Annotated in this window: 14 protein-coding genes; 7 read left to right on the top strand and 7 right to left on the bottom strand. The window is 43.8% G+C overall.

What is annotated here, in order from left to right; all coding sequences use genetic code 11:
* Nucleotides 1-1,014, bottom strand: a 1,014-nt coding sequence (locus F6K20_RS07930) for a filamentous hemagglutinin N-terminal domain-containing protein (protein ID WP_287294341.1), incomplete at its 3' end; no start/stop codon positions are given.
* 489 nt (nucleotides 1,015-1,503) lie between these two features.
* Between F6K20_RS07930 and aroC the strand changes: the two genes are divergently transcribed.
* Together aroC and F6K20_RS07920 are read left to right on the top strand one after the other, a co-directional pair.
* A complete protein-coding gene (aroC, locus tag F6K20_RS07925; RefSeq protein ID WP_008183970.1) occupies nucleotides 1,504-2,598 on the top strand; it encodes a chorismate synthase in 1,095 nt (364 codons plus the stop codon).
* Between the two features lie 7 nt (nucleotides 2,599-2,605).
* Complete coding sequence (locus F6K20_RS07920; RefSeq protein ID WP_008183967.1) at nucleotides 2,606-3,457, top strand: MBL fold metallo-hydrolase; 852 nt, start codon at nucleotides 2,606-2,608, stop codon at nucleotides 3,455-3,457.
* A 126-nt stretch (nucleotides 3,458-3,583) separates the two neighbouring features.
* Here F6K20_RS07920 and F6K20_RS07915 read toward each other — a convergent pair whose 3' ends face one another.
* Entirely contained in the window at nucleotides 3,584-4,489 is a 906-nt protein-coding gene (locus tag F6K20_RS07915; RefSeq protein ID WP_502708821.1) for a phosphodiester glycosidase family protein, read from the bottom strand.
* Between the two features lie 93 nt (nucleotides 4,490-4,582).
* Between F6K20_RS07915 and F6K20_RS07910 the strand changes: the two genes are divergently transcribed.
* Nucleotides 4,583-4,705 (top strand): hypothetical protein, encoded by a 123-nt coding sequence (locus F6K20_RS07910; RefSeq protein WP_287294338.1) that lies wholly within the window; start codon nucleotides 4,583-4,585, stop codon nucleotides 4,703-4,705.
* On the opposite strand, the gene F6K20_RS07905 is transcribed toward F6K20_RS07910, so the two are convergent.
* A complete protein-coding gene (locus tag F6K20_RS07905) occupies nucleotides 4,675-5,583 on the bottom strand; it encodes a phosphodiester glycosidase family protein (protein WP_287294335.1) in 909 nt (302 codons plus the stop codon). The genes F6K20_RS07910 and F6K20_RS07905 overlap by 31 nt on opposite strands.
* 146 nt (nucleotides 5,584-5,729) lie before the next feature.
* On the opposite strand from F6K20_RS07905, the gene argZ reads away from it, so the two are divergent.
* Complete coding sequence (argZ, locus tag F6K20_RS07900; RefSeq protein ID WP_044493102.1) at nucleotides 5,730-7,835, top strand: bifunctional arginine dihydrolase/ornithine cyclodeaminase; 2,106 nt, start codon at nucleotides 5,730-5,732, stop codon at nucleotides 7,833-7,835.
* 126 nt (nucleotides 7,836-7,961) lie between these two features.
* Here the strand turns inward: argZ and F6K20_RS07895 are convergent, their stop codons facing one another.
* From F6K20_RS07895 to F6K20_RS07885, 3 genes are all read right to left on the bottom strand, one after another.
* Nucleotides 7,962-8,198, bottom strand: a complete 237-nt coding sequence (locus F6K20_RS07895; protein WP_044493099.1) for a hypothetical protein — start codon at nucleotides 8,196-8,198, stop codon at nucleotides 7,962-7,964.
* A gap of 339 nt (nucleotides 8,199-8,537) precedes the next feature.
* Nucleotides 8,538-8,672 carry a hypothetical protein gene (locus F6K20_RS07890; protein ID WP_287294332.1) on the bottom strand — a complete coding sequence of 45 codons (135 nt, stop codon included), beginning with the start codon at nucleotides 8,670-8,672 and terminating at the stop codon, nucleotides 8,538-8,540.
* A gap of 32 nt (nucleotides 8,673-8,704) precedes the next feature.
* Entirely contained in the window at nucleotides 8,705-8,908 is a 204-nt protein-coding gene (locus tag F6K20_RS07885) for an NblA/ycf18 family protein (protein ID WP_008183956.1), read from the bottom strand.
* A gap of 259 nt (nucleotides 8,909-9,167) precedes the next feature.
* On the opposite strand from F6K20_RS07885, the gene F6K20_RS07880 reads away from it, so the two are divergent.
* From F6K20_RS07880 to F6K20_RS07870, 3 genes are all read left to right on the top strand, one after another.
* Nucleotides 9,168-9,341, top strand: a complete 174-nt coding sequence (locus F6K20_RS07880) for a hypothetical protein (protein WP_154659776.1) — start codon at nucleotides 9,168-9,170, stop codon at nucleotides 9,339-9,341.
* Nucleotides 9,342-9,781: 440 nt separating this feature from the next.
* Nucleotides 9,782-11,068, top strand: coding sequence for an RNA-guided endonuclease IscB (gene iscB, locus F6K20_RS07875; RefSeq protein ID WP_008183953.1), 1,287 nt, complete (start codon nucleotides 9,782-9,784; stop codon nucleotides 11,066-11,068).
* A gap of 220 nt (nucleotides 11,069-11,288) precedes the next feature.
* The gene (locus F6K20_RS07870) at nucleotides 11,289-11,582 is read left to right on the top strand and encodes a DUF433 domain-containing protein (protein ID WP_008183950.1); all 294 of its coding nucleotides are present in this window, start codon (nucleotides 11,289-11,291) and stop codon (nucleotides 11,580-11,582) included.
* Nucleotides 11,583-11,586: 4 nt separating this feature from the next.
* Here F6K20_RS07870 and F6K20_RS07865 read toward each other — a convergent pair.
* Nucleotides 11,587-12,016: N-acetylmuramoyl-L-alanine amidase family protein (locus F6K20_RS07865; protein ID WP_287294329.1), on the bottom strand; the 430-nt coding region annotated here is incomplete at its 5' end.

The raw sequence follows: 12,016 nt of genomic DNA, 5'->3' as shown, positions 1-12,016 counted from the left end.
TTCGATGTCCCCAATGGTAACACTACCTCCTGCCAAAATATGGAGTGATGCTCCGGTATAGTTTCCTAAACTGACATCCCCATTGGCCAGAATTATCGGATCATGGGGACTGACTAAATTTCCCGGTAGCCCATCCAACTGTTCGATACTGACACTGCCGCCAGCGGAATAGTAAGCATTCCCAGCGATAGGATTATGCGATTGCAACCGTAAATCAGAACCAGCAAATAAACCACTTAGGACATGGTTATGGGCAGCAATATCAATTGACTGATTGCCCTGAATTAGCAGCAAGCCACCTGCTGACAACCTAAAGGGTTGCGCTACACTATCCCTAATCGTGACTGTATCTTCTGCGAACAGAGTTAAATCCCTAGCAGCTTCCAGTTGACCTTGTAAATCCAGATGGCCAGCGGCTAGGGTTAAATCTTGTCCTACTGCTAAATTCCCAGCATTTGTAATTGTGCTCCTCGGGTCATATTTGCCATACTGCAATCCTGGGGTGATATTAATGGTTAACAGTGGCGGGGCTTCTGGTGATGTGGCACTAAACTCCTGGCCATCACCAAATACCAAACTATTGGCAGTAGAGGCGAAAAAGGAACCAGCTACATCTAATCTCGCCTGATCTCCAAACACAATACCATTGGGATTGAGTAAAAACAGATTCGCTGGCCCATCTACTCCCAAAGTGCCTAAAATATTGGATAGATTACTTCCGGTTACCCGTGTTAAAATCCTCTGAATCCCAGAGGGATTAGCCAAATAAACTCGTTGTAGTTCTCCTACATTAAATTCAGCAAAACTATGGAACAAATTCTCCCCACGAGTTGCTCCCCCTTCAATTAAATCTGCCAGCGCCCCCTTGACCTCTACATTAGGAGTTACCCTTGACGCTTCATTTCCCAAGCTGCCATCGGGAGTAAGTTCAGCTACAACTGGAGCAGAAAACCCCCAAGCAAAACATCCGGTTAGGCAAATTATCCTTAATTCTAAAAATGCACCAACAGCCATAAGCATCCTAACCAATAAAATCGGATTATTGGGAAATTATATAACAGATTTTAAATTAGGATCATCAAAACAATTTGAACTTAACTAATCTTAATTAGTAGGTAAATTATTAAGTAAATCATTAGGTAAATCATTAGGTAAATTATTAGGTGGGAATCCAACAGGACTTAAGCCGCCAAACAGTTTTACTAAGGAATAAGATAAGTAAGTACGTAAGCATATGCGCTACAGATGGTGCTACTTGAGGTGCCGTCAGCCGTCAGTGGTCAGTAGTCAGTGGTCAGTGGTCAGCTTATTTTATTCAAAAACACCGATCTAGTAGGATGGCACAGTCTTCGACGCATCGGACCTAAGCCATAAGCACCTCAAGTAGCGTGCGCTAATCGCTGACCGCTGATAGCACCTCAAGTAGCGTGCGCTAATCGCTGACCGCTGATAGCTGATAGCTTAAGTAAGTACTACCATTAGAGGACTAATAGAGCACTAACTATGGGCAATACCTTTGGACATTTGTTTCGGATCACGACATTTGGAGAATCCCACGGGGGTGGGGTTGGGGTAGTCATTGATGGCTGTCCACCGCGACTGGAAATTTCTGCGGCAGAAATTCAGGTAGAACTAGACCGCAGGCGTCCGGGTCAGAGTAAGATTACTACTCCTCGTAAAGAAACCGATACCTGTGAAATTGTTTCGGGAGTATTTCAGGGCAAAACCCTGGGCACACCAATTATGATAATGGTGCGCAATAAAGACACTAGGCCCCAAGACTATAGCGAGATGCAAAAAACGTATCGGCCTTCCCATGCTGATGCTACCTATGATGCTAAGTATGGCATTCGTAACTGGCAGGGGGGAGGACGTTCCTCAGCCCGGGAAACCATCGGGCGAGTGGCAGCGGGTGCGATCGCAAAAAAAATTCTCCGGCAAGCTACTGGTGTAGAAGTCATTGGCTACGTCAAGCGTATCAAAACCTTAGAAGGTATCGTAGACTCCAACACCGTCACTCAAGACCAGGTAGAAAGTAATATTGTTCGTTGCCCTGATTCCGAATGTGCTCAACGGATGATTGAGCTCATTGAAGAAACTGGACGTAGCGGTGATTCCGTTGGGGGTGTAGTAGAGTGTGTGGCTCGCCATATACCCAAAGGCTTGGGAGAGCCAGTATTTGATAAGCTAGAAGCCGATTTAGCCAAAGGGGTGATGTCCCTACCAGCTAGTAAAGGTTTTGAGATTGGCTCTGGCTTTGGGGGCACTGTACTTACCGGCAGTGAGCATAATGATGAATTTTACACAGACGAAACCGGTGCAGTGCGCACGGTTACCAATCGCTCCGGTGGGGTTCAAGGTGGCATTAGTAACGGCGAGACTATTATTATTAGAGTAGCGTTTAAACCCACTGCTACCATCCGCAAAGAACAACGTACTGTCACCAGTACTGGTGAAGAAACCATTCTAGCTGCTAAAGGACGTCACGACCCTTGTGTCTTACCCAGGGCCGTACCTATGGTAGAAGCAATGGTTGCTTTGGTATTGTGCGATCACCTGTTGCGTCATCAGGGTCAGTGCGGTACTTTGAAGCATTAACTTACCAATGAAGACAAGCACTTCCTCCGAGTTTTCGGTTAAATTTTGGGGAGTCCGAGGCAGTATACCTAGCCCTGGACGGGAGACAATTCAATATGGCGGCAATACGTCTTGTGTAGAGATGCAAGTGGCTGGGTTACGCCTGATTTTTGATGGCGGTACTGGCTTGCGGTTGTTGGGAAAAAGCCTTAAGCAGCAGTTACCCATTGAAGCTTATTGGTTTTTTACTCACTACCACTGGGATCATATTCAAGGCGTGCCATTTTTCATTCCAGCCTTTGTGGAAGGGAACATTTTACATATTTATGGCGCACCTCCCCCCGGGGATTGCATGGAGCAACACTTCAAGGAGCGGGTGTTACACTTGAATGCTCCAGTTCCTACTAACAAAGTAAAGGCAGATTTGAAGTTCTATGACTTAGAACTAGGTCATAACACTGTCACCATAGACGATATTACCATAGAAACTGCTCCTTTGAATCATCCTAATGGTGCTATAGGCTATCGCGTAAGCTGGCAAGGGCATTCCGTGTGCTACTGCACCGATACAGAACATTTTCCTGACCGCCTTGATCAAAATGTGGTGTATCTAGCCCGTGATGCTGATGTATTAATATACGATGCTATGTATACCGATGAAGAATACCACAACCCCAAATCTCCCAAGGTAGGTTGGGGACATTCCACCTGGCAGGAAGGGGTGAAGCTGGTAAAAGCTGCTGGTGTTAAGAAACTGGCTATCTTCCACCACGAACCTAATCACTGTGATGATTTTCTCGACAAGCTGGCAGTGGAAGTTAAAGAAGTGTTTGATGGCGCGTTTATAGTCAAAGAAGGGATGATTGTTACGGTCAAGTAATGGTGAAGGGTTCAGGTTGAAGGTTTGATGTTGAAGGTTGAAAGTTTAAGTGTTGAAGGTTTAAGGTTTAAGGTTTAAGGTTTAAAGTTGAAGTGTTGAAGGGTTAAGGTTTAACGTTGTTGATCATTATTTGTCTACCGGAAAAGCATAGATGCCCAGATGGTTAGCAATTGCCCGTTGGCGCGTAGGCATACGGGTCTGAATCGGTGAATTTAACACCCGTAGCTTATTGTTATTTGCTACTACCAGAGTGGTGGAACCACCCCCATCCAAATTGAGGGCGCTATCGGCTCCTAATTCTTGAATAATAGTAGTCAATTCAGCCAAAGTAACCCCTTCGCTGTAAAAGCGCTGGCGACCATCAACAATAATTAACCACAAAGTTTTGCCTGATTTATCAATAGCGACAGCAGTGCGGGGATACAATAGTTTCTCATCTGTATTATCTCCCAATACTGCTGGCTTCCCTTCTTTTAGTAAAATTTCTCTACCGGCTATTCCCTCAGATGTCCCTAGAGGACAACGGTTTTGATAGATTTGAGCCTGGAGAAGCTTTGAAATACAAAGCACTGAATAATTTTTTGATTTTGGTGGAGCATAGGATTTACCCTCAGAGATAACTTGCCCTTCTACTCTGACCGGATCACCAGGTTTAGGATAGGAGTCCGGTGGATACTCCCGAAAAGGATAAAAGAAACTACCGTTGATAGCTAATTGTAAGTTAAACTCTCGCACAAATTCCGAGGTAGTCCGGGCAGCAAATTCGTTTTTATTGATGGTATTTCCTGGTGTTACTAATAGTTTAATTCCTGGTGCGGTTAGGTCTATAGTAACAATATGTACCATCAGGGTACGGGGAGATTTGCGAGCATCTCTTTGATACACAATGCCTGGGAAAAGTTGTTGCTGCTTGTCGGTGGGAAGCGGACGCTTGAGCAGTAATGTGCCATAGATCAAAAGTGGCACGCTCACAATACTGATGCTAGTTGTAAGCAGAATTCGCTTTACTCTAGTTATATTTAATTTTTTCATGCTCTAAGCTAGAGTGCATTTAAACTATATATTAATGGGTTTGATTTATACTATATTTTGGTATAAAATAGCTATAACAATCCTCAATTAATAGTGATATTTTTTTGCCTACTCCCTACTCCCTATTCCCTATTCCCTATTCCCTATTCCCTACTCCCTACTCCCAACTTCCTACTCCCTACTCCCTACTCCCTATTCTCTAATGGTAAAGCATAAATTCCCAGATGGTTGGCAACTGGACGTTGGCGCGTAGGAATACGGGTCTGAATCGGTGAATTTAACACCCGTAGCTTAGTATTATTTGCTACTACCAGAGTGCTTGAACCACCCCCATCCAAATTAAGGGCGCTATCGGCTCCTAATTCTTGAATAATCTTAGTCAACTCAGCCAAGCTAACTCCTTCGCTGTAAAATTTCTGGCGACCATCAACAATAATTAACCACAAGGTTTTGCCTGATTTATCAATAGCGACAGCAGTGCGGGGAGAAAATAAATTCTCACCGCCACGACCTCCCAATACTGCTGGCTTTCCTTCTTTTAGTAAAATTTCTCTACCGGCTAGTCCCTGAGATGTGCCTATAGGACAACGTTTTTGATAAATTTGAGCGCGGATAAACTTTGAAATACAAAGCACTGAGGAAGTTGCTTTTGGAGGAGCATAGGATTTGCCCTCAGAGATAACTTGGCCTTGTACTATGACCGGATCACCACTTTTAGGATAGGAATTCGGTGGATACTGCCGAAAAGGATAAAAGAAACTACCATTGATAGCTAATTGTAACTTAAACTCCCGCACAAATTTCGAGGTAGTCCGGGCAGTAAATTCATTTTTATCGACTTTATTTCCTGGTGTTACTAACAGTTTAATTCCTGGTGCGGTTAGGTCTATGGTAACAGTATGTACCATCAGCGGACGGGGTGAGTTGCGAGCATCTCTTTGATACACAATGCCTTGGAACAGTTGTTCCTGCTTGTCGCTGCGAAACGGACGCTTGACCAGCAATCCCCCATAGATCAAGACTGGCACGCTCACAATACTGATGCTAGTGGTAAGCAGAATTCCCTTCAGTCTAGTTATAATTATTTTTTTCATGGTACAATAATAAGTTTATGGATAAAATAGCTAAGATTAATCCACCAACTTAACCTACTCGCCTGTCAATGGCAAATTGTCGTGACATTGGTTTAATTGCTGACTTACCGTGGTCGTGTAGGTATCTACCAGATCAGAAATCGACTATGACAGAATCAATTCGCTTCCTCATGTGTCCCCCTGACCACTACGATGTGGATTATGTGATTAATCCCTGGATGGAGGGAAATATTCACAAGTCATCGAGGGATCGCGCTGTAGAACAGTGGCAAAAACTTCACTATGTCATCAAAGAGCATGCCCTAGTCGATTTAGTTTCTCCTCAATCCGGTTGGCCAGATATGGTATTTACAGCCAATGCGGGATTAGTCTTGGGCAAGAATGTGGTGCTTAGCCGCTTCCTCCACAAAGAGCGCCAGGGGGAAGAACCTTATTTCAAGCAATGGTTTGATGACAATGGCTACACTGTCTATGAACTTCCTCAAGACTTACCGTTTGAAGGAGCTGGGGATGCTCTGCTAGACCGGGAAGGGCGTTGGCTGTGGGCTGGCTATGGCTTCCGCTCAGAACTTGATTCCCATCCATACCTTGCTAAATGGTTAGATATTGAAGTTGTGTCCCTGCGGTTAATGGATCAACGCTTCTATCACTTGGACACTTGCTTCTGTCCCCTGAGTGGTGGCTATTTACTCTACTATCCCCCAGCATTTGATTCCTATTCCAACCGCTTAATCGAAATGCGGGTACCACCGGAAAAACGAATTGCAATCACAGAAGCTGATGCAGTGAACTTTGCTTGCAATGCGGTCAATATTGATCAACTTGTAGTGATGAACAAAGCTAGCGATCGCCTTAAAGATCGGCTCAGTCAAGCTGGGTTTGAGGTGATTGAAACCCCCTTGACGGAATTTATGAAAGCTGGTGGTGCTGCTAAATGCCTAACCTTACGGGTAACTGAACCAGTCCGCAGTGAAATCCATGGCAATCAACCGGTTGAAAGTCGCATTATTCGTTTGGAAGGTCATTTGCTTGATTCTGGTATCATCAGCCGTGCCTTGGATTTAATTGTAGGAGGTGGGGGTAGCTTCCAGGTACTTAACTTCGACCTAGGAACACAGCGGCAAAGCACCTCTAATGCTGAACTGAAAGTCTCTGCACCAGATCATGAGGTGATGGCAGAGATTATGACTAAGCTGATTGATCTAGGAGCTGTCACTCCTGCCCAAGAGGTGTGTGATGCTAACTTGGAACCTGTTACTCAAGCAGGGGTTGCTCCCGATGACTTTTATGTTACTACGATTTATCCTACAGAAGTACGGGTTAATTGTGAGTGGGTTAAGGTACAAAATCAACGCATGGATGGTGCGATCGCAGTAACTGAAACCCCAGACGGTGTCATCGCTCGTTGTAAACTGGTGCGGGATTTGGAAGTTGGAGAACAGGTGATCTTGGGAGTAGAAGGAATCCGGACGGTGCGCAAAACTCAATCCCGTGAACAACGCAATCAGCAAGAATTTAGTTTTATGGCATCTGGGGTCTCTAGTGAGCGCCGGGTAGAATTAGTAGTGGAACAAATTGCCTGGGAGCTGCGCCAAATCCGAGACCAAGGGGGCAGAGTAGTAGTGACAGCAGGACCTGTGGTAATTCACACTGGCGGTAGTGAACATTTATCCCGTTTGATTCGACAAGGGTATGTTCAGGCGCTGTTAGGGGGAAATGCGATCGCAGTTCACGACATCGAGCAATCCCTGATGGGAACCTCCTTGGGTGTGGATATGAAACGAGGAGTAGTTGTCCATGGTGGACACCGCCACCATCTCAAAGTCATCAATGCTATCCGTCGCTGCGGTAGCATTGCCCAAGCGGTAGAACAGGGTGTATTAACTAAAGGGGTGATGTATGAGTGCGTCCGCAATCACGTACCATTTGTCCTAGCCGGTTCGATCCGAGATGATGGTCCTCTGCCAGATACCCAGATGGATTTGATTAAAGCACAGCAAGAGTATGCCAAGTTATTGGAAGGGACAGATATGATCTTGATGCTGTCTACTATGCTTCATTCTATTGGCGTGGGCAATATGACTCCAGCCGGAGTGAAGATGGTCTGTGTGGATATTAACCCCGCCGTAGTGACAAAATTAAGCGATCGCGGTTCAGTAGAATCTGTTGGTGTTGTCACTGATGTCGGTTTATTCCTTAGCCTGTTAGTGCAGCAGTTAGATAAGTTAACCAGTCCTTATCTAGTCAAGTAATTAGTTTAACTGTTGAAGAATTAAGAATTAAGAATTAAGAATTAAGAATTCTACATTCTACATTCTACATTCTACATTCTTAATTCTACATTCTTCATTCTACATTCTTCATTGATTACTAAATTATTAACTTGCTTTATAATCGATAGTTTCATTGTCACTAGGAACCAAAACCCAGTCTGAGAGTCTTAGTTTCTGATAAGTTGCCCAGCCTTTAGAACCGCCAGGTACTGGGTAATCTGGGACAGCATATTGGGGAAAAGCTGTGTACGGACGCCAAGCCTCATAAGGGGAAGTCCGCAAGTGCAACATTTTATGTTCATTACTACCAAAGCTCGATAACCAGCACATTTGTTTTACCATGGGATACTCCTTGATTGTGAATTAAAGCTAGAGAGCGTTGGTTAACTGAGCATTTGAACAGTAAGTAGGTGAGAAATTACTCTGAATTGCTGAGTTGCTGAATTCATCGATAATTTAGCAATTCAGTCATGTTAAATGTATTTCTTGCTACCTACGTGATGCACTTAATAATGTTATGCTGTCTCAGCCACCTTGACTCTAACTGGTGTGTTTATTGTTTCTTCAGTAATTTAGCTGTGGATTCCGGAGAATTGGGTTAAGCTAATCGGAATTTAAATGGAAAATTTTCCGTATTAAGCAAAAGTAAGCATTAAGCCCTCAGCGGTCAGCCCTCAGCGGTCAGCCCTCAGGTATCATGCATAAAATCAACCCAGCGTAGCGTGCGCCTATGGGCAATAAATTAAACGAATGCTTACCAAGGCCAAGCTGATAGCTGATAGCTGATAGCTGAACGCGCACGCGTGTGCGTAGCACATAAGCTTACTTCCATACCTTGCTCCCTGAGCTTACTCACTCCAAGGTGGAGGATCTCCGATTAAACTTTGTTTAACGAAATTCCTGAAATGAATTTCACGAATTGACATCTGTCTATAGAGCTCGCACAGCAGATTCTTTGCTTGTTCAAGGTCAAGATTTTGAATTTGCGTCTCAAACACCTTAAGATTGAACTCCTGTTCTAGGGAAAATTCTATTGGTTGATGTTTTTCCATGATGATTTGACTCCTATAAATTTCCAGAAATTAGGGATTGGTTAGAACCCATTACCCACGTTAATTACGAGTGGGTAGCTTGACGCCTTAATTACTTATCACCTTGAGTTGGGATTTTTCTGCAAGGATTAGTGTAAATAGGCTTTCTACTAGTTATGATGGCAAATTTTACGAGACTTTACAGTACCCTTGCGGGTACTTTGTATCCCACCCACACCTATCCTTAACTATCACATCGGTAAAGCAACCAGAAAATGCGATGTTCCTTTGGAACCGCTTTCGGCAAAGCCGACGCTGCGCGAACGCGATTGACCGTAGGTCACGCTACGCGATGAAGCGAAGCTTCCGCGCTTGTGCGATTGACCGTAGGTCACGCTACGCGAACGCGCTTCAGGGGATATCCAGAGAAGCCGGAGCCCCAAATCGTCAGTAAAAATACTTAGCGGTATCTGAGTTCTGATTGCTATATCGATAGTTTCAGAATAATTGGCAGACAAGAGTAGAATGCCTCAGTATTGATCTCAGTTTTTTGTATCAGTTGTTTCAGTTATATGATCTAAATAGATATGTTCAAGGTAAGTTTATGCCAGTTATAGAAGTTAAAACCTATGTAGAGTATCGGGACAGTCAATAACTCACCGCTAAGTCCTATGGGACTATAGCGGGAGCTTGTAGAAGCTCATAGTTGACCAGACTAAGACTTGATAATGGTCTACGTTATTTGAGTCATAACACCTGTAGGTGCGTGCCAGCCTTCAGCTCTGTTGTTAACAATTAAACATCTGTAGAGAGTTAAGGAAGTGTTGTTAACCTAAAAAGCTCTTATAACATTGTCAAGGCAAACTTTACCCACGTTGTGGAGTGTTCAAAGTAATGCGAGTTTTCGTTTTAGATCAAGATAAAAAAACTCTGGATCCATGTCACCCGGCACGAGCTAGAGAACTACTCAAGAAAGGAAGGGCTAAAGTATTTAAGCGCTATCCATTCACTATTATCATGCAGGATAGGAGTGTTGATAATTCTGTAACTCATCCACACAGAATCAAAATAGACCCTGGTTCAAAAACAACCGGAATAGCTGTCATTCAAGAACAGACTGGACGGGTGACAGGTGCATTAGAAATTAACCATCGAGGACAAAACATCAAGAATTCTTTGGAGTCCAGAAGAGCCTTAAGGCGAGGTAGAAGAAGCAGGCAAACTCGTTACCGTAAACCTCGATTTCTCAACCGCAGACGCCCAGAAGGGTGGCTGCCTTCGTCACTAATGAGTCGAATATTTAATATTGAGACCTGGGTGAGACGACTGAGGAAGTTGTGTCCAGTGACTGCAATATCTCAAGAGTTAGTGCGGTTTGACACTCAAAAAATGCAAAATCCAGAAGTGTCAGGAGTTGAATATCAATATGGCGAGCTGTATGGGTTTGAGGTTAAAGAGTACCTTCTTGTTAAATGGGGACACAGTTGTGTCTACTGTGGTGCCATTAATACGCCTTTAGAAGTTGAGCACATTGTTCCAAAATCAAAAGGCGGCAGTAATCGAGTCAGCAATCTAACTCTTGCTTGTCGGTGTTGTAATCAGAGAAAAGGCAACGACCCGATTGAGAAATTTTTAAAGAAAAAACCAACAATTCTCAAAAAAGTATTAACTAAAGCAAAAACCCCTTTGAAAGATGCCGCAGCCGTCAACTCAACCCGTTGGGAATTATGGAGAAGACTAAAATTAACTGGATTACCCGTCGAGACAGGTTCGGGTGGATTGACTAAGTTTAATCGTAAGACTAGGGGTCTCGAAAAAGCTCACTGGATCGATGCTGCTTGTGTAGGTAAAACTACCCCTGGGAAAATTTTACTAAACGGAATAAAACCACTGACAGTAACAGCTAAAGGTCATGGTGTTCGTCAAAGATGCCGACCCAATAAATACGGGTTCCCAAAAGCTCATGCTCCTTCTGCTAAGTTTTTTAAAGGTTTTCAGACAGGAGATATCGTCAAAGCTAACATAAAAAAAGGAAAATATGCCGGGCAGTATACAGGTCGGATAGCTATTCGTTATCGTCCAAGTTTTGTACTAATGGTTCCTGAGAGAAAGATCGATGTTCATCCAAAATATCTAAAAACAATATTTAAGGCTGACGGCTATGAGTATGCGTCTAATTAATAACGATTCGCTATCGCTGGCCGTAGGCCACGCTACGCGAACAATTTATTGACCTGCGGGAATTCCCCGGAGACGAAACCTGTTTATTGTGGAGCCTTTAGAGTCAGTGGGCTATGCAGATGCATGGTTAAATCTTTTTTAATAAGGCGACCCTATCTTACGGTAACTTTAAACCCGCTAAAACTAACGTTTATAACGGGAGTCCCCTTCCCGTATTTAGATGGTTACATCGATTGCAGGCACACGAATTTCTCTCGACTCGGTTGTGTATACTTTCCGCAACGGATTATCACCGGAAAGTATTGTCCAATCTTTCCCACTGTTGACCCTTGAACAGGTTTACGGAGCGATCGCTTTCTACTTAGCTAATCCTGATCAGATTGATACTTACCTCGCTGTCGAAGAGGAAGAGTTTGATGCCATGCCTCAACCATTACAAAGCACTGATCCGTCTCTGTATAACAAACTTAGGTCACGATTAGTTTTTCCCCTCAGTAATCGTGATTTTCCCTAGTGCATTACTCCACAGTAGCCAACCATTCCGTAATCCCATCTGCGATCGCATTAGCCAATTGCCTTTGTTCTTGGGAATTGCTAATCCATTCAAATTCCACTGGATGAATCATAAATCCCAATTCCAACAGCACCGAAGGAGCTTTGTGAGGACGGGTTAGGGCGAGATTATTCCAAAATACTCCGTAGGATGGACGCCGGAGCTTTTGGACTAAATAATTATGCAAAAACACTGATAAATCGTGGGCTTGGGCATGATACCAAAACATTCCGATCCCAGCAGTATTAATGGCATCACCATCATCTGGTAACGCATTATAATGGATAGAAAGGGCAATAGTTGGTTCTAGTTCGTGAATCATATCCATCCGGTCTCGTAATGACACATCCTTGTCAGTTTCCCGTGTCATATATACCGTTGCTCCACGTTGTACA

Source organism: Moorena sp. SIO2C4 (assembly GCF_010672485.1).
GTDB classification, from domain to species: domain Bacteria; phylum Cyanobacteriota; class Cyanobacteriia; order Cyanobacteriales; family Coleofasciculaceae; genus Moorena; species Moorena producens.
This window is presented reverse-complemented; position numbering and strand designations above follow the sequence as displayed.